Source organism: Daejeonella sp., assembly GCF_017495225.1.
GTDB lineage: Bacteria > Bacteroidota > Bacteroidia > Sphingobacteriales > Sphingobacteriaceae > Daejeonella.
Map to the genome: position 1 here is coordinate 1 of NZ_JAFEIG010000015.1, position 18,798 is coordinate 18,798.

The 18,798-nt window shown below is 35.9% G+C and carries 16 protein-coding genes; 10 read left to right on the forward strand and 6 right to left on the reverse strand.

From position 1 onward, the window contains the following. The coding region (locus QZ136_RS05775) for a hypothetical protein (RefSeq protein WP_291401352.1) at positions 1–329 on the forward strand (329 nt) is incomplete at its 5' end. Here the strand turns inward: QZ136_RS05775 and QZ136_RS05780 are convergent. Beyond that, a complete protein-coding gene (locus QZ136_RS05780; protein WP_291401354.1) occupies positions 326–2,233 on the reverse strand; it encodes a DEAD/DEAH box helicase in 1,908 nt (635 codons plus the stop codon). The two genes, QZ136_RS05775 and QZ136_RS05780, sit on opposite strands and share 4 nt — an antisense overlap. Before the next feature lie 163 nt (positions 2,234–2,396). Next, positions 2,397–4,064, reverse strand: a complete 1,668-nt coding sequence (locus QZ136_RS05785; RefSeq protein WP_291401356.1) for a hypothetical protein — start codon at positions 4,062–4,064, stop codon at positions 2,397–2,399. 336 nt (positions 4,065–4,400) lie between these two features. Here QZ136_RS05785 and QZ136_RS05790 point away from each other — a divergent pair, with 336 nt between their 5' ends. The 3 genes from QZ136_RS05790 (at position 4,401) to QZ136_RS05800 (ending at position 10,012) form a co-directional block, all read left to right on the forward strand. Next, a complete protein-coding gene (locus QZ136_RS05790; protein WP_291401358.1) occupies positions 4,401–6,167 on the forward strand; it encodes a c-type cytochrome in 1,767 nt (588 codons plus the stop codon). A 6-nt stretch (positions 6,168–6,173) separates the two neighbouring features. Continuing rightward, on the forward strand, positions 6,174–6,956 hold the full coding sequence (locus QZ136_RS05795; protein WP_291401360.1) for a carbohydrate-binding family 9-like protein: 783 nt from the start codon (positions 6,174–6,176) through the stop codon (positions 6,954–6,956). Positions 6,957–7,165: 209 nt separating this feature from the next. Further along, positions 7,166–10,012 carry an FAD-binding and (Fe-S)-binding domain-containing protein gene (locus QZ136_RS05800; RefSeq protein ID WP_291401362.1) on the forward strand — a complete coding sequence of 949 codons (2,847 nt, stop codon included), beginning with the start codon at positions 7,166–7,168 and terminating at the stop codon, positions 10,010–10,012. 462 nt (positions 10,013–10,474) lie between these two features. Here the strand turns inward: QZ136_RS05800 and QZ136_RS05805 are convergent, their stop codons facing one another. The 4 genes from QZ136_RS05805 to QZ136_RS05820 are packed head-to-tail and all read right to left on the reverse strand — an operon-like array spanning position 10,475 to position 12,744. Further along, entirely contained in the window at positions 10,475–10,726 is a 252-nt protein-coding gene (locus QZ136_RS05805) for a hypothetical protein (RefSeq protein WP_291401364.1), read from the reverse strand. Positions 10,727–10,735: 9 nt separating this feature from the next. Then, positions 10,736–11,185 (reverse strand): hypothetical protein, encoded by a 450-nt coding sequence (locus tag QZ136_RS05810; RefSeq protein ID WP_291401366.1) that lies wholly within the window; start codon positions 11,183–11,185, stop codon positions 10,736–10,738. A 2-nt stretch (positions 11,186–11,187) separates the two neighbouring features. After that, entirely contained in the window at positions 11,188–12,225 is a 1,038-nt protein-coding gene (locus QZ136_RS05815; RefSeq protein WP_291401368.1) for a hypothetical protein, read from the reverse strand. Positions 12,226–12,276: 51 nt separating this feature from the next. Further along, positions 12,277–12,744 (reverse strand): DUF4293 domain-containing protein, encoded by a 468-nt coding sequence (locus QZ136_RS05820; protein ID WP_291401370.1) that lies wholly within the window; start codon positions 12,742–12,744, stop codon positions 12,277–12,279. A 135-nt stretch (positions 12,745–12,879) separates the two neighbouring features. Between QZ136_RS05820 and truA the strand changes: the two genes are divergently transcribed. The 6 genes from truA to QZ136_RS05850 all read left to right on the forward strand — a co-directional run bounded on the left by truA (position 12,880) and on the right by QZ136_RS05850 (position 18,795). After that, a complete protein-coding gene (gene truA, locus QZ136_RS05825; protein ID WP_291401372.1) occupies positions 12,880–13,635 on the forward strand; it encodes a tRNA pseudouridine(38-40) synthase TruA in 756 nt (251 codons plus the stop codon). A gap of 18 nt (positions 13,636–13,653) precedes the next feature. Next, complete coding sequence (locus QZ136_RS05830) at positions 13,654–15,420, forward strand: ABC transporter ATP-binding protein (protein ID WP_291401374.1); 1,767 nt, start codon at positions 13,654–13,656, stop codon at positions 15,418–15,420. Positions 15,421–15,469: 49 nt separating this feature from the next. Next, positions 15,470–16,744, forward strand: a complete 1,275-nt coding sequence (gene dctA / locus QZ136_RS05835; protein ID WP_291401376.1) for a C4-dicarboxylate transporter DctA — start codon at positions 15,470–15,472, stop codon at positions 16,742–16,744. An 88-nt stretch (positions 16,745–16,832) separates the two neighbouring features. After that, positions 16,833–17,708, forward strand: a complete 876-nt coding sequence (sucD, locus tag QZ136_RS05840; RefSeq protein ID WP_291401378.1) for a succinate--CoA ligase subunit alpha — start codon at positions 16,833–16,835, stop codon at positions 17,706–17,708. Between the two features lie 159 nt (positions 17,709–17,867). After that, positions 17,868–18,347: a septal ring lytic transglycosylase RlpA family protein gene (locus QZ136_RS05845; RefSeq protein ID WP_291401381.1), complete on the forward strand. Its 480-nt coding sequence runs from the start codon at positions 17,868–17,870 to the stop codon at positions 18,345–18,347. An 82-nt stretch (positions 18,348–18,429) separates the two neighbouring features. Continuing rightward, complete coding sequence (locus QZ136_RS05850; protein ID WP_291401383.1) at positions 18,430–18,795, forward strand: methionine-R-sulfoxide reductase; 366 nt, start codon at positions 18,430–18,432, stop codon at positions 18,793–18,795. Positions 18,796–18,798 lie beyond the last annotated feature (3 nt).

The window sequence follows — 18,798 nt, forward strand, 5'->3', positions numbered from 1 at the left end:
TTTCTTTTGTCTTTACTCTTTGTTCCTTGCTCCTTAATCCTTTTTCTAATCTCCGCAATCCCATCAATCAAATAAATCACAGTTCAGACAATTTAGTTGTCAGTTATCAGTTATCAGGCTGGCGACATCTGTTATCGGTGGCTGAGGTTCTCGAAGCCAAGCTCTCCAAGCCATTTATTAACCTCAAGGATAGAGTTATCAGCTTTTGTCCTTGCTCTTTGCTCCTTACTCTTTGTTCCTTATTCCTTTTCCAAAAAAAAGAGCAAGAAAAAAAGACGGATTTTCCATCAATTTTTCTTGCTCTTAAATTATTTAGCTTTGGGTGTTAGTTCCTTCTGCGTCTTTCGCCGCTTCCGCCTTCACGGCGACCGCCACTACCAGCATTAGCACTTCCGGCACGATCTTCACGGCGCTTTCCAGAAAAATCACGGAAACCGCCACCGCTACCACCTTCACGACCACCTTCACGACGTCCGCCACCGCTTCCGCCACGGTATCCACCGCCACCACCTTCACGGCGTCCACCACCACTTCCGCCACGGTAACCACCGCCGCCTCCACGATATGAACCTCCACGATCGCCACCACCGCCTTCACGGTCGCCAGCTAATTCAATTCTTACATCTCTACCCTGGAAATCAACAGATTTAAATCCTTCAATAACCTGATTTACAGCCGATTCTTCAACTTCAAAGAAAGTAAATACTCCCTTAAGGTCGATTTTACCTACACTCTTTCCGCTGATTTTAGTATTGTTGCAGATAAATCCTAACATATCTCCACGAGTGAAATCATCAACTGATCCTAGATTCATGAATAGGCGGGTATAACCCGGACTAGTACTTGATCTGAAAGCACGATCACCACGCTCTGGACGATCACCACGCTCAAATCCGCGGTCATCACCTGAGATGTTTAAATCTGGTGATTTTGAATAATATTCAAGGAAACGATTAAATTCTAATGAAGCAAATCTTTTGATGATTGTTTCCTTATCCATGTCCTTAAACTCATCCATGATGCGCGGAATGTATTGCTCAATCTGCTCCTCATTCACTTCAACATTATGAACCTTATGAATCATCGCAAATAATTGCTTCTCACAAACATCAAAACCACTTGGAATTTCAGCTTTTGTGAACTGCTTACCAATGGTGCGCTCAATATGACGAATCTTACCTAATTCTTTCGAATTAATAATGGCAATTGAAATACCTGTTTTTCCTGCACGACCTGTACGGCCACTTCGGTGAGTATAGTTTTCAATCTCATCCGGTAATGAATAGTTAATAACGTGAGTTACATCATTTACGTCGATACCTCTTGCAGCAACATCTGTTGCAATTAATAATTGAAGACTACGATCACGATAGCGTTTCATTACTTTGTCACGCTGCTGCTGCGATAAATCGCCATGCAATGCATCAGCATTATAGCCGTCTTTCATTAATGATTCTGCAATTTCTTGCGTCTCAATCTTAGTACGACAGAAAACAATACCAAAAATCTCTGGATTGAAATCTACAATTCGCTTAAAAGCGGCGTATTTGTCACGCGCTTTAACTATGTAATATTCATGTTCGATGTTAACATTTCCGGTATTTTTGGTACCCATGGTCAGCTCGAACGGATCTGTCATGTATTTTTTTGCAATTCTGCGGACTTCAGATGGCATAGTTGCCGAGAATAACCAAGTTTTTTTATCATCCGGTGTGGTTGATAAAATACTGTCGATGTCTTCTTGGAAGCCCATGTTTAACATCTCATCAGCTTCATCTAGAACAACGTATTGTACCTGACTGAAATCAATCGCTTTACGATTAATAATGTCAAGCATACGGCCTGGAGTGGCTACAACAATCTGCACACCACGTTTAATTTGGCGTAACTGATCTGAAATGTTTGCACCGCCATAAACAGCAACAACGTTAACGTTCTTCATGTTTTTGGCGTAATTTTTTATGTCGCTTGCGATCTGTAAACAGAGTTCGCGTGTGGGACAAAGAATTAACGCTTGTGGATAATTTTCTTCAAAATCCAATAATTCTAATAGGGGGAGGCCAAAGGATGCGGTTTTACCGGTTCCTGTTTGAGCTAATCCGACAAAATCGTTGCTGCCTGAAAGTAATACCGGGATAGCTTGTTCCTGGATTGGTGTGGGATTTTCGAATCCCAGTTCAGTGATGGCATTAACAATATCATGACGGATACCCAAGGTACTAAATGGGTTCATGATAATTTATAAGTGCATCCAGCCTTATTGCTGAAAGCGCCGCAAAGATACGGTTTTTTAATGATATTATCAATATGTTCCGGATTTATTGAATTTGCATCGCAAATGTTTTAAATGCGCGCCTAGCCTATCTCATTGTGTTAATCTTTTATTTTCCAAGTATTTAAAAATCTTTGGATTTCTTTTTCCGCCTGACTAATGCATCAATTATTGTTAAATTTCCCACCGAATTAATCGTATGTGTTCCAATAATATCTTTTCCCCATTCTGGTAAAATAGAATCCACTAATTTTTCCTCATAATTGCTTTCCGTCATTTCAATCACTTGGTTAATTGCTATGCCATACCCGTAACACTTTAAACCGTTCTGCGCCGGTCTGTAGATTTTATCTTTGTATTTAAATATTTTACCAGCTGGCCTCGATCTTTTAAAGTCGCTCACAATCGGATTTTCAGGATGTGCTATCCATTCATCACTCACTAATTTATCTGAATAAAAAAGATGTAGCTCATCTTGAGCAAATGGTTCCTCACTATTTGTAATGCTGCAAAAAAGCCAATATTTATTATCCTGAAATAAAATGCTTGAATCAACTGCTTTAATATTTTTCATTAAAATTTTCTCTAAGTCCCATTTTAATGGAAATTGAGTGCACCTGTATAATTCTATCGTATTGTTCTGCTTTGATTCTGGAATCATGTATAACTCATTGTTTTCTTCTATCAAAAATGGATAGGAGAGATGGTAGTTTTTCTCTAAAATTTTAACAGGGTCTGAATAATTACCATGCTCATCCATCTCAATTAAACAGATATAACCTTTGTTATCTCGATAAATTAATTCTTCAAAAAAAATATAATAGATATCTCCCCTTTTTAAAACATGGGGGTCGGCCCAAAAACGATCTCTTGGGGGAATGATTTTTTGAAATTTTGATAGGTCTGTCGAGATTTCCTCTGTCTTGCAAATTCTAAAAAGTAATATCCATTGATGAAAATTAAATGTTAAATCATACTTGTTTTTTATTTTGGATAACATCAATCGTGGAGCATCGAAAAGCATTTTTATATTGGATGGCACTGGCCATGTATTTCTAGATTTAAATATTGGTTGATCATTGATCTCCTTTATTTTTTCGAAAAATAATATTTCACCTAGTTTACTTAACTCTTCAATTTTCGATGAAATAATGGATGAAGCTTTCCAATAAAATATGTTTCTATTTCTACTGATGCTTAATAAATCACTTGAAAAGCTTGTTTTGTAGAATAAAATTGATTTTTTACAGCCTTCAAAAGTTGCATATAATGTAATTTCGGTCTCAGCGATTCCTTCAAATACTTCTCTAAACCCTGCTAAATATCTTTCATCTCCATTAGATTCTAATGGGTGCAATGACCAAATTCCAAATTGTGATACTTTTGATAGTTCGGCTTTGCAAGGCTTATTCGTTATTTTTATGAGGACATCAAGCTCAAATTTTTTTAATTCATTTAGAACATGCTTTTCAATTTTATCTCCTTCTAAATTAATATCAATGAAAGTTGAATTTACTGATAAAAGATCTTTTAAATTCTTCGTTTCAAAGGCATTAGGAGTGCTTTTATTGATTTTTTTATCTAATAAATTATAGGTATTAAAAAATAACTCTTTCCAGTTTTTAAGAAAATCTTGCTTTATTAATTTCTTCTTTGGTTTAACTCTCAAAGCTAAAATAAGTTCCGAACCCGCCTCGTTTTTTACCCTTTCAATCATTCTATACGACCAATGGGGTATCATTGAATCATCGACTAAAATTCCGATTCTGAGTTTTTTCTTTTCTTTTTCCATATAAATCGGATAGATTCTTTGACAGATTACTACTGTTTTATTGATTATTTGGTATATTTAGGTGGATATTATTGTGGGAAATAGTAAAAATCATACCTATTTAAGATGATTAACAAAATGTGAGTAAATCTGTTTTAGGAAGAAAAGTTAATCTAGATTTTATGGTCGATTGTTTGTGATTTGTTAAAACTGGCCAATTGTAAATTTTGATTGTTTACTTCCAGAGTTTTAATTATCCTATAAATATTACGTGTATTATTTGGAAAATTGATAAAAAGTCAAGATTATGCAGTATAATTTTACTGAGTGTCCATAAAAAAGAAAATTCGATAAAAAATGAAGATCTATTCAAAATTTTTACCTGAAACTAAATTACGTGCAAAATTGATTGCATTTTTAGGATTAGCCTTTTTAGTTACTATCAGTTTTATGAATTCTGGAGGTAAAAGTGGTTTGCCTCAGGGGGATTCTGATAATGGCGGACTAGCCTTGCCTGGTGATTTTGAGGCAGTAGTGGTGGTTGATTCTATCGGCCGTGCACGCCATTTGGCCGTAAATAGCAATGGTGATATTTACGTAAAATTAAGAGTGCCAGATGCTCAAAATAGAGGTAGCGTTGCTTTACGCGATAATAATAATGATGGTAAGGCCGATATTATTGAATATTTTGGGGATTATCCTGATACCGGAAATTATGGTACAGCAATGCGTATTCATAAAGGATATCTTTATTTCAGTACTGCTGGAGAGGTTTTAAGAACTAAACTTACTCCTGGGAAATTAGTCCCGGAAGGTAAAACAGAAACAATTGTAGTTGATAATTATAAAAGAGGCAAATACTCTCATATTGCTAAGCCAATCACATTCGACTTGAAAGGTAATTTGTATGTGCCTTTTGGATCTCCAAGTGATGTTTGTCAGGTAGCCGACAGACAACCAGGTTCTCCAGGTCAATTTCCTTGTCCCGAGTTGAAAGAATTTGGTGGAGTATGGAAGTTTAGTGCCACGAAGCAAAACCAGAAGCAGAGTGAGGGAACCCTATACGCTACAGGAATTCGTAGTATTGTGGGTATGGAGTGGAATAAATTAGATAATTCTCTTTATGCTATGCAACATGGTCGTGATGATTTAACCAGATCTTGGTCTCAATTTTTCTCTCCTTGGGATAGTGCCTTATTGCCTTCTGAAGAATTTTTAAAAGTTCCTGAAGGTTCTGATTCTGGATGGCCATATGCATACTATGATTTTATGAAGGGTAAAAAACTTTATAATCCTGAATATGGTGGCGAAGGCAAGAAAGAAGTTGAAAAAGGTAAGTTTAATATGCCAATCATCGGTTTCCCAGGTCATTTTGCGCCAAACGATTTATTGTTTTATACTGGCGACCAATTTCCAGAGCGTTATAAAAATGGTGCTTTCGTTGCATTCCATGGCTCTACTATTCGTGCTCCTTATCCGCAAGGTGGCTATTGCGTAGCATTCGTTCCTTTTGTTAACGGTAAGTTTTCATCCGAATGGGAATTGTTTGCTGATGGTTTTGGAGGTGTAGATACCATTGTAAATACTTCTGATGCTAAATATCGCCCTATGGGTATCGCTCAAGGTCCCGATGGTTCTCTATACTTAAATGATAGTGAAAAGGGTAAAATTTGGAGAGTGATGTACAAAGGTGATAAAAAGAATTTTGGTAGCAAGCAATTAGCAGGAATGGCCGCCCGTAAATTGACTTCTCCAAACGTTAAAAATCCAGATCCTGAAAAGGATAATTTAATGCGTGGCCAATTAGCTGCAGGCTCTAAACTTTATAATACCTATTGTGCTTCTTGTCACCAACAGAATGGAAAAGGTGACGGGACTCGTTTCCCACCAGTAGCTGAATCTGAATGGGTAAATGGAGATAAGAAAACCTTAATTGAGTTAGTGTTAAATGGTTTATCTGGTCCAATAACTGTAAAAGGTGTTGGCTATAATGAGGCTATGCCACCACATTCTTATCTTAAAGACTCTGAAATAGCACAAATATTAACTTACTTGAGATCAAGCTTTGGCAATAATGCAAGCATAATCAATGCTAATGAAGTCTCTAGATACCGCAAAAAATAAAAAAACATGAATTTCATTTCATACATCTTATTTATTTCTCTGCCTTTCTTTATGAATGGCAGAGAAGTTTTTACTTTGAATAAAAGTGCATCAGTTAATGTAAAAGTTGGTGACCTAAAGCCAAGCGATAAGGAATATTTAGTTGCCAAATTGAAAAAACCTTTAAAAATTGATGCTAACTGGGATAAAGCTCAATGGAAGAAAATTGAAACCATAAAAATTGAAAATTATATGGGGACAGTCTCTGCATTTAAACCCACGGTAGAAGCAAAAATGATGTATGATGCTGAAAATGTTTATTTGATTTTCAGAGTGCAAGATAAGTTTGTAAAAAGTACAGTAACTAATATTAATGGCTGTGTTTCATGCGATTCATGCGTAGAATTTTTCTTCTCGCCAGATAAGGATGAACCTTTAAAATATTTTAATATTGAGATAAACGCTGGCGGAACCCCTCTTTTACAGTATGCCACTCAACCAAGAAAAAAATACTTGGCACTTGAGAATGATGAAATAAAGCAGATTGAAATTGCTCACTCTTTACCCGCAGTAGTTGATCCAGAAATTGCTGAGCCTGTAACATGGACCATTGAATATAGACTTCCGCTCTCAGTTTTAAGAAAATATTCAAATGTGACTAATCCGGCACCTGGCGTGATTTGGAAGGCTAATTTTTATAAAACAGGTAGCAAAACATCCAATCCTAATTATATAACTTGGAATTTTGTGGATAATCCGAAGCCGGATTTTCATCTGCCTCAGTTTTTTGGAGTGATTAAGTTTCAATAAATTTTATTCCTTCATTGTTTTTTTTTGAATTAGTTTAATTTTATTAGCTATCATCGTTCAATTTTATATTTGGTTTTTCCTTTAAAAAACAAATACTTTTCAATATTAATCGTTAAAGATATTAAGGATATGACTTTATGCTTCCGCATAATATTTTCTATTTAAGTCTTTGTAATCATCATAATTTCTCTCAAATTGCGGCATAATTAATGAATATGGATACTGGGAAGCTTTTGGAAAGCATTTTGCCAAAAGAAAGAATTAAATGCCGCTTAATTGACCTTGTTGCTTATGCTTCTGATGCTGGTTTTTATTACCTGCGTCCAAAGGCTGTTGTACAGCCAATTAATGAGCATGAGATTATCTCCTTGCTTTCTTTTTCACATCAGCATAAAATTCCTATCACTTTCCGTACGGGCGGGACAAGCCTATCGGGTCAGTCCATTACCGATGGTATTCTCGTAGATTTAAGTCAATACTGGAATAAATTAGAAATTGAAGAGGATGGTGATTTAGTAAGGGTGCAACCGGGAATTACCGGATCCATGGTCAATAATTACCTTAAAAAACATCGAAAGAAAATAGGCCCCGATCCATCTAGTATTGATGCGGCAATGATGGGAGGGATACTCTCCAATAATTCAAGCGGTATGTGCTGTGGGGTTAGTTTAAACTCTTACCATACCACAAAACATATTCGTTTTATTCTTCCTTCGGGCAAGTCTTTCTCAACTGAAAAACAATCTGATTACGCTCGTTTTGAAGAGGAATGTTCAGATATTTATAAGTCGATTTTAAGTTTAAAGCATCAAATTGAGGCTAATTCAGGACTTTCTGAGCGTATTCGTACCAAGTACCTAACTAAAAACACGGTTGGATATTCTTTGAATGCATTCATCGATTATTCTCATCCTCTTGATATTTTTTCTCATTTACTCATTGGCGCCGAGGGGACTTTAGGTTTTATCGCGGAAGCGGTGATGGAAACAGTTTCTGATTATCCTTACAAATCAACTGCTTTCCTATATTTTGAAAATATTTATTCTGCTTGTCAGGCTATTGAACCACATAGGCTTACTGGTGCTGAGGCAGTTGAATTAATGGATAGGGCTTCTTTGCGATCCATTGATAGTGTTAAAGGTGTCCCAAGTATTTTAAAAACACTTCCTGATGGTGCTGCAGCACTTTTAGTGGAATATCAAGCAAATAGTCCGGAGGATTTACAGTCGAAAATTGATAGCCTAAGCCCTTATGCTTCAAAATTTCATTTGCTTGAATCTATCAGTTTTACCACTGATCCTGCAACTCAAGCTTTTTATTGGAAGTTACGTAAAGGGATGTTCCCAGCCGTTGGTGCTGTGCGCGCTAGTGGTACAACCGTAATTCTTGAAGATGTCGCCTTCCCTGTCGCTAAACTTGGGGATGCCATTCTTGATCTGCATGTGCTTTTTGAGAAATATAAGTATGATAATGCCATTATTTTTGGTCATGCTAAGGATGGAAATATTCATTTTGTTGTTACTCAGTCTTTTAACTCCTCAAGTGAAGTCGACCGCTACGACCGCTTTTTAAGAGAGGTTGTTGAATTGGTTGTGAAAAAATATGACGGGACTTTAAAAGCGGAGCATGGTACGGGTAGAAATATGGCTCCTTTTGTTGAAACAGAATGGGGTTCTGAAGCCTACCAGATCATGAAAAGCCTTAAAAAGGTGATTGATCCTGAAAATTTATTGAATCCTGGCGTTATTATCAACGAAAGTAAAAACGCTCACCTTCAAGATCTTAAATCATTGCCAAGTGTTGAACAAGAGGTTGATAAATGTATTGAATGTGGCTATTGCGAACATAAATGCCCAAGTAGAAATATAACACTTACCCCTCGTCAAAGAATTGTGGTGAGACGTGAGTTGGCTCTTTTAAAAACGGCTGGTAAACATGATCAATACGCTGAGCTTGTTCAACAATATCAGTACGATGGCTTGGATACTTGTGCCGTAGATGGTCTTTGTGCCACTAGTTGCCCCGTAGATATCAATACAGGCGATTTAGTGAAGCGCCTCCGTAGAGAAAGCCATTCTTCATTTTCAAATAAAGTTGCTCTTGCCGTTTCTAAGAATTTTAAGCTAGTTTTCGTTCTTGTAAATTTTGCCTTAGAAGTGGGTGCTTTCATGAACTCTCTTTTTGGGAAAAATACCATGAAAGGCATCACTAAGACAATTAAAAAAGTCATTCCGCAATTTCCTCTATGGAGTGATCAGCTCATTACAAGTGGTTCTATTTCAGGTAAATATGTAAAAAAAATCAATCAAAATACGCCTAATGGTCCGGCTGTAGTTTATTTCCCAACATGTATTTCACGTGTGATGGGAGGTGCAAATGATAAGAAAAATATACCAGATACCTTTTTAAGTGTTTCCGAAAAATCAGGTATTCAAGTGATTATTCCGGAGGGTATTGGGGCACTTTGCTGCGGACAATTATTCTCTTCAAAAGGTTATAATTTGGCTTATGCAGATAAGTGCAATCAAACCATTGAGCAATTATGGATTGCAACAAATGAAGGTATGTTGCCGATTATTTTGGATGTTACTTCTTGCTCACATACGCTTCAACAATGCCGACCAATTTTAAATGAAGCTAATAAACAAAAATTCGACCGCTTGACTATTTTAGATAGCATTGATTATTTACATGACTATGTGATGCCTGCTTGTGGGCCTGTAGAGAAGAAGGGAACGGTTGTGGTGCATCCTGTCTGCTCTCTGCAGAAAATGGGTCTGGAAAGAAAATTCGTCGCTGTTGCCTCTCATTTTAGTGAAAAAACAGATGTTCCAATTCATTCTGGTTGTTGCGGAATGGCAGGTGACCGTGGTTTTATATTTCCAGAACTAACTGCTTCAGCCACGAATCCTGAAGCTTCAGAAGTGCAAAAAAATAATTACGAAGGTTATTATTCCTCTGGGAAAACCTGTGAAATTGCCCTTTCTGATGCGGTTGGAAAGAATTATGAATCAGTGCTTTATTTGGCGGATGAGTGTATAAAACGGAAAGATTAATTTTATTAGTTACTGAAGGCAAAAAAGAGTTGTTGGTTATCTTTATCTGTTGTCTTTATCAGGCTAGCGACATCTGTAATCCGGTGGCTGAGGTACTCGAAGCCAGGTACTCGAAGCCCGATACTTTTTGTTTCCATTAATCCTCTCCGCAATCATATCAATCAAAAAAATCATAGTTCAGACAATTTAGTTGTCTTTATCAGAAAAACGACATTAGTTATCCGGTGGCTGAGGTTCTCGAAGCCATTTCTTGAAGACGCTAATGTGCAACGATGATGTCCGCCACCAACAAAATATAATATCCTGAATTACACTTTTCTAATCACTACCGGTTTGCAGCTACCCGAAGGTGGCGATTTCGAAGCACTTCACTGTCAACCAAGCACAAACTTTGATTGAAGCACAAAGCTTGATTTAATCACTGAAGCGCCAATTTCGGGTAGGTGCTGTTATTGGTTGGTTTTATTTTAGTCTTTTTTCTAACTCATACTCAGCATATTTGAGGGCATTATCAGCTGAATTAAATAACTTAGGTACATTAAACTCATCTTTAAATAATTCACCTATTATCATCGGAGTAGGTTCTGTAAGTTTGAAATAGCACAAAAACTCTTCGGGACTTTCAATTCTCAATCTATTATTAGAATAAAATCTCAGTTGGTCAATTGTAATCCAAACTGAAAAATTATTTATTGTTAAGTTTCTTATTATCATGTTGATAGTTTAATTTTCATTCAATAATTTATTTAGAAAGATGTATCTTGAGTTATCTTTTTTGTTTTCAGAATTTGCACCAATAAAACTAAGGTATTGAGATTCTTTGAAAACATCACTTTTATCATTGTTGCAAAAGTAACAGCACAATACACAATTGTCCACTGAATATTCGCCTTTAGGGTTTTTTCTATCAACTTCGAAAGACTTTCCTCTTGTTCCAAATTTTTCTACTCCTCTTTTACTTTTATAATCATATGTAAAAAATCGGTTTGAGTTGAGTTTACCACTTTTAATAAGTCGGATTTGAGTTTCAATTTCTAAACCACAATAGTAGCAACCTAAATCTAAGTTTGTAAAATACCATTTTAAAAACTCTTTTTTTGAAAATTGTCTATCACCTCTTTGTTTAAAACTATAATAAAGGTTTGTTAAACGTTTTAATTCATTAATTTCCATTCTTATCTAATACCCTTAGTATTCTTATTAATTTTATAAAGCTGATAAGCTTGAATTCCAGTCAATAAATTATTTGTATTTATTGATGATTCTACTTCTCTTAATTGATTTGTCACAGAAATATTTAAATCCTCAAAAGATGCTTGGGTAACATAACTTAAATGACTCAACTCACTCACAATATTTTGTTCCATATTGTAAATGGATTCCATTAAATCATCTAGTTTGTCTCCAATATTTGTTAGTTTTTCAGAAACCTCATTTTCCCAATTTGAATTAAACATTCCTAGTTTGTCAAAAGATTCATAAATCTCATAGAACGTGATTAGATCTTCTGAAATCAATGCACCAATCATATTTATTGAATGAAATACCAAAAGCTCGTATGAATGGATTTGGTTTTTCAAGAGATTTACCCTTTCTTCTAATTCTTCTTGCGTACTTGTATCGCGTATTGATTCGAAAATCTTTTGTGTATTTTCCTTTTTTGTTTTTATGAAATTTGAAACTTTCACAAACTGATGGATGTAGTTTTTATCGATATCCATAACTCGTTTCTGATTTTTTGAAAACAACTTATTAAAGTCATTTTCTATTATATCAACATTGCCATCACTGTTTTTATCAAGTGTTAATAAAATAGATAATTGATTTTGTTTAAGCTTTTCAATCCTGAGAGCCTCATTTTTCTTTTGAATTTCGATTTGCTCAAGTCTTAATAGTTCTTCTTCTTCTAATTTGTTTTCTCCTGATTTTTCTTTAATAATGTTTAACGCATTTTCATACTCATCAGAGTTAAATGTTTCAATTTCCTTGAATAATAATCTAAATTTAGTCTTTTCAATTTCTTGATTAATATTATACTTATGAAAGACTTCATCCTGACTTTCAGATAGTTTTCTAAATTCTTCATTGCCTGAGAACATTAATTGGAAAGCTGATATTTTAACTTTATCCTTTTCTGTTTGAAGCCTAAGTAGTTTTTGGAGATCTTCAAATGTAAATCGTTTCAATTCTAGAATTCTTATTATTTCATTCATATTTTATTATTTTTTTTAGATCAAATAAAACTTGCCAATACCTACTACCTACTACCTCAACCTATCAGCAGATTTAATCAGTTTTTCATCCTTTCTTATGCCTCTCAAAGCTAGAACTATAAAAAATACGCTCAATGAAGGAAGTATAACTCCTAAACCATAATTTTCTGATTGTAAAGTTATTGGACCTAAAACTTTCTTAGCAGTTTGAACTAACCAAAAGCTAAAGCCTAAAACGGCAGCAATGCTGAGATAGCATAATTTGATTTGTAGTTTCCTGTTTTTAAATAAAAAGATGGTGATTAGTGGAATTAATGCAACAATTACAGTAATAATTGTTAAGGCCAAGAAAGTTTCACTCTGCACAATTTGTCCGCCCACACTCTCCTGAACCCCAGTAATCTTAACTGCTCTAAATGAACCATCTGGATTATAAACTTGTAAATAGGGAAATAGAAATAAGCAAAAAATAGCAGCGGATGCAAGAAATAGCCAAATAGTTTGTACTCGTTGTAGCATAATCAATTATGTTTTGCGCAAATATATTAATTTAATATTTCTATGAATCTCTATTCATTAATCATAATATACTAAAAAAAATTAAAATTAGCAAATGCTCTCTGCTCTTTGCCTTTTCCGTATTACCTTTGCAGCTTGAATACTTTGCAAAGATATTTTATAGAAATTGCCTATAACGGAACGGCTTATCATGGCTGGCAGATACAGAAAAATGCTGTTTCTGTTCAGGAATTGATCAATAAGTCGCTTTCAACTTTATGCAGGCAGGAAATTGAAACGCTCGGATGCGGACGTACCGATACCGGTGTGCATGCCAAACAACTTTTTGCACATGTTGATATACCCGAAGAAATTGATGTTTTAAGTTCGCAATTTTTACAAAGATCTAATTCTCTGCTGCCTTATGATATTGTAATTAAGCGTTTTATCAAGGTTAAAGCCGATGCACACGCCCGTTTTGATGCTACCTTACGCTCTTATGAATATCATATTCATTTTTCTAAAGATCCCTTTCTACACAATTTATCTTGGCAATTACGTGATAAACCAAATGTTGAACTTATGAATCAGGCAGCTCAAATTCTTATGGAATACCGTGATTTTAGTTGTTTTAGTAAATCAAATACTAAAACTTTAACCAATAACTGCTTGATTAAAAGAGCAGAATGGCTTCCCACAGAAAATGGAATTGTATTTCATGTTTCTGCCGATCGGTTTTTAAGAAATATGGTCAGAGCTATTGTTGGGACGCTTATTCGAGTAGGTAAACACGAAATGGAAGTGGAAGATATTAGAGCAGTAATTGACAGTAAAAATAGATCAAATGCCGGTGAGTCTGTTCCTGCATGTGGATTATATCTAACAGAAGTAATTTATCCTGATTTATTCTAGAATTAAATAAAGAAATCAATGTCCAAAGTAAGTGGTAATGCGGTTGATGTCAGTCTCTTAAGGAGGGTCTTTCGCTATGCTTATCCTTACCGTAGGATGTTTATCTGGTCAATCATCCTGACCATTTTATTAGCCATTTTAGCACCTCTACGTCCTTGGTTAATTCAATATACTTTAGATAAATACATCCTTTTTGGAGATAGCAGCGGACTCCTAAAAATGAGTTTAGTGATGTTGGCTTTATTGCTCATCCAAACTGCTGTTCAATATTTCCATACTTTTTTTACCAATATTTTAGGTCAGTCGGTAATTAAAGACCTACGAGTGAGCGTTTTTAATCATATCAGCAGCCTAAAACTTAAATATTTTGATAGAACTCCTCTAGGTCAGTTAATTACTCGGACTGTTTCAGATTTGGAGACAATTGCTGATATATTTTCTGAGGGATTGATCGTCATAATCGGCGATGTGTTACAAGTTTTAGCCATCATCGCAGTCATGCTTTATACAGATTGGGAGCTAACAGTCATCATTTTAATTCCAATGCCATTTTTGATTGTTGCTTCTTATGTTTTTAAAGAAGCTATAAAATCGGCTTTTCAGGATGTTAGAACACAAATTTCTAACCTCAATACCTTTCTGCAAGAACATATTTCAGGAATTCGGATCATACAATATTTTGCTCGTGAAGACCAGGAGATGCGGAAATTTAAGGAAATCAATGCTAAGCATCGAGATGCACACATTCGCTCAAATTGGTATTATTCGATTTTCTTTCCTGTGGTGGAGATAATTTCTGCTATCTCCATTGGTTTATTGGTTTGGTACGGATCTAAATCAATTATTTCTAATGAGATTTCGCCTGGAGTGGTGGTTTCATTTATCATGTACATCAACATGCTATTCAGACCTATCCGTGAACTTGCCGATAAATTTAATACCCTCCAAATGGGAATGGTGGGCGCAGAGCGAATTTTCAATGTCTTGGATACCGATGAGCGCACCGAAAACAAGGGTACACTTAAGCCAGCACAGGTGGCGGGCGACATACAATTTAAGAATGTTTGGTTCGCTTATAATGATGAAAACTGGGTTTTGAAGGACATTTCATTTCATGTTAAACCTGGCGAAACCTTGGCATTGGTGGGAGCAACAGGAGCCGGAAAATCGTCGACTATCAATATTTTAAATCGTTTTTATGAGATAAATAAAGGCAGCATCTTGCTCGATGGGAAAAATATCCGCGATTATGAATTGAATTATTTGCGCTCAACTATAGCTACGGTTTTACAGGATGTATTTCTCTTTTCGGACTCTATCGCAAATAATATCAACCTTAATAACCAAGAGATAAGTCGTGAGGAAATCATAAAGGCCGCCAAAGATGTGGGCGCCCTCGACTTTATCAATAGACTTCCTGGTGGTTTTGACTATGATGTGATGGAAAGAGGTGCCACGCTCTCAGCTGGGCAGGCACAATTGATCTCTTTTATCCGTGCACTTGTTTACAATCCGCAAATTTTAGTTTTAGATGAAGCAACCGCCTCAGTAGATACTGAAACAGAGGAGCTTATTCAACATGCTATCAATAAACTGATGGAAGGTCGAACTTCGATTGTAATTGCCCATCGTTTATCAACTATCCAAAATGCAGATCGGATTATTGTTCTTGATCAAGGTGAAATCAAAGAAATTGGCTCCCATCAGGAGCTATTGAAGCTAAATGGTTTTTACAAGCAACTTTATGATTTGCAGTTTAATTCAGAAGGAATTGCTAAAAACTAAAATATCCCCAAAATAAATTACCTTAGAATCTTAATTTTTAATTCTTTTTATGAAGCGTGTTGTATCTCACCTAACATTTCAGGTGTTAGTTGCTATAGTTTTAGGAGTTTTGGTTGGGATTAATTTCCCAGGATTTGCACCTACAGCAAAGTTAATAAGTCAGACCTTCATCAATATGATTAGCATGTTGATTGCTCCAATCATATTTTTTACCATCGTTTTGGGAATTGCACAAATGGGAGATCTCAAAAAAGTGGGTCGGGTAGGAGGAAAGGCGCTTCTCTATTTTGAGATTATTACAACCATTGCTATCGTTATAGGATTACTCGTAGCCAATGTTTTTAAACCGGGTAAGGGGGTGGTTTTGGATGCGATAAATGCGGATACGTCAAAGGTACAAGCTTACCAAGACTCGGCATCTGAGATGAATTGGCTTGAATTTTTCTCTCATATTGTTCCCAAAAATATCTTTGAATCGTTTGCAAAGGGCGATATTCTCCAAATTTTATTCTTTGCGATTCTGTTTGGTTTTGCCCTAAGCCGTATGGGCTCTACAGGAACATCACTAATCAACACTTTTGAAAAGCTCTCCAAAGTAATCTTTAATATCATGAAAATGATTATGGTATTAGCACCTTTTGGGGCTTTTGGTGGGATGGCGTATACGATCGGGACTTACGGTTTGGAAACGCTTTATCCTTTGGGTAAATTGATGATTGCCGTTTATATGACCATGATTTTATTCATTTTCGGCGTTCTCAATGCCGTTTGTTACTTCTATAAAATAAGTCTTTGGCAATTGTTAAAGTACATCAGACAAGAAATTGTAATTGTTTTAGGTACCTCTTCTTCCGAATCGGTATTGCCAAGCATGATTTTGAAGATGGAAAAATTTGGTTGTTCTAAATCGGTTGTAGGTTTAGTGATTCCAACTGGCTATTCTTTCAATTTAGATGGCACCTCCATTTATTTATCGATGGCTGTTATTTTCTTATCTCAAGTTTTTAATGTAAATCTCACCATTGCTCAACAACTTACCATCATTGGTGTTTTAATGATCACTTCAAAAGGTGCTGCAGGGGTTACAGGAAGTGGTTTTATAGTCCTTGCCTCTACCTTAACAGCACTTAAAGTTGTTCCAATTGAGAGTATTGCTATTTTATTGGGTGTAGATCGTTTCATGTCGGAAGCCCGTGCAATAACCAATCTTATTGGAAATGCTGTAGCCTCTGTGGTGATTGCAAAAAGTGAAAAAGAGTTTGATCAAAAGGCTTATAAACGAGCAATTGATCCAAATGCTCCTGAAGAGGTGATCGTAATTTAAAAAATCTAACATTCATTCAATTCTTTTTATCATAACCTTTTGAGATTCTGCTTGATTCTGTTAGCTTTGCTGTACAAAAATATATTCAATGAGTGTACTGGTAAATAAAGATTCAAAAGTAATAGTTCAGGGTTTCACTGGCAATGAAGGCACTTATCATGCCTCACAGATGATTGAGTACGGAACGCAGGTTGTAGGTGGTGTAACGCCGGGTAAAGGCGGACAAAGTCATCTTGATCGTCCGGTGTTTAACACAGTAAAAGATGCTGTTGTTAAAACAGGAGCAGATGTTTCCATCATTTTTGTTCCGCCAGCTTTTGCTGCTGATGCAATTATGGAAGCTGCTGAAGCAGGAATTAAAGTTATAGTTTGTATCACTGAAGGTATCCCAACAAAGGATATGATCTTAGTGAAAGAATATATTGCAGATAAAGATTGCCGTTTAATCGGACCAAACTGCCCAGGTATTATTACTGCTGACGAAGCTAAAATTGGTATTATGCCAGGCTTTATCTTCAAAAAAGGTGGTGTAGGAATCGTTTCTAAATCAGGAACGCTTACTTATGAAGCTGTTGATCAGGTAGTTAAGGCTGGTTTAGGTATTACTACAGCAATCGGTATCGGTGGTGATCCTATTATTGGTACTCCAACTAAAGAAGCTGTAATGTTATTGATGAACGATCCTGAAACTAAAGGTATTGTGATGATCGGTGAGATTGGTGGTGGAATGGAAGCAGAAGCAGCTTACTGGATTAAAGAAAATGGTACGAAGCCTGTAGTTGGTTTTATTGCTGGACAGACAGCGCCTCCAGGACGTCGTATGGGACATGCAGGAGCAATTGTAGGTGGTGCTGATGATACAGCAGCCGCTAAAATGAAAATTATGAGAGAATGTGGTATTCGTGTAGTTGAATCGCCAGCAGAAATCGGTGCAGCAATGGCCGAAGAGCTTGCAAAATTATAATTTGACTCCTTAATTATCAAAATATAAAACCGGCTAAATGCCGGTTTTTTTATGCCTTTTTTATGCCAAATTAGGCTTACTTTTCCGTTTTTCGGGCTCTAAATTTCCTTTTTTGCTTTGGAATAGCGATATTTGTATTATTAATTAAAAATGAATCAGATGAAAACATTAATTAATACATTATTCTTCTGCTTTATTTTAGTAATCTCTGCTTCAGCTCAACAAGCAGATATTCCCAAAGATACTTTAGCCAAAGATACTTTAAATAGGGATTCTCTAACTCTAGATAGTTTAAAAGCAGATAGTTTACTAATTGATAGTCTTTTTTCAAAAGGTGTTCGTACGGTAAGGGGTAAAGCGACCTATTATGCGAGTAAATTTCATGGGCGTAGGACCAGTAATGGTGAGATTTTTAGTAATAATAAAATGACAGCCGCCCACCTCAGACTTCCATTCGGTACGATGGTAAAAGTTACAAATATTGCTAATGGGCGCACGGTAGTTGTTAAAGTAAATGATCGTGGCCCCCATAGCAAAGTATTTATCATAGATCTTTCGCAAGCGGCCGCTAAAAAGCTCGGATTTTTCACCAAGGGAGTCGCTAACGTAGAAATTACCTACAAAATTCCGGGTAGTTAGTCATTCCCTTTTGATTGTTTGTGGGATGTAAAATATGTTCCTAATCAGAAAAACTGCCTTTTTGCTAACTATCTTTGTATAAATGGCATACAATAAATTATCTCCCGAAGAAGAGTATATTATCCTGCACAAGGGTACCGAGCGACCGTTTACAGGCGAATATCTAGACAACAAACTAGCTGGAACTTATGTTTGCAGGCAATGTGATGCTCCTCTTTATCGCTCTGAAGATAAATTTGACTCGCATTGTGGATGGCCAAGCTTTGATGATGAAATTGAGGGTGCAATCAAGAAATTGACGGATAGAGATGGTCGCAGGACAGAAATTTTATGCGCAAATTGTGGCGGACACTTAGGCCATGTATTTGTAGGTGAGAAACTTACACAGAAAAATACACGTCATTGTGTAAACTCCATTTCAATGAAGTTTTTTCCCTCTGAATCTTAAATC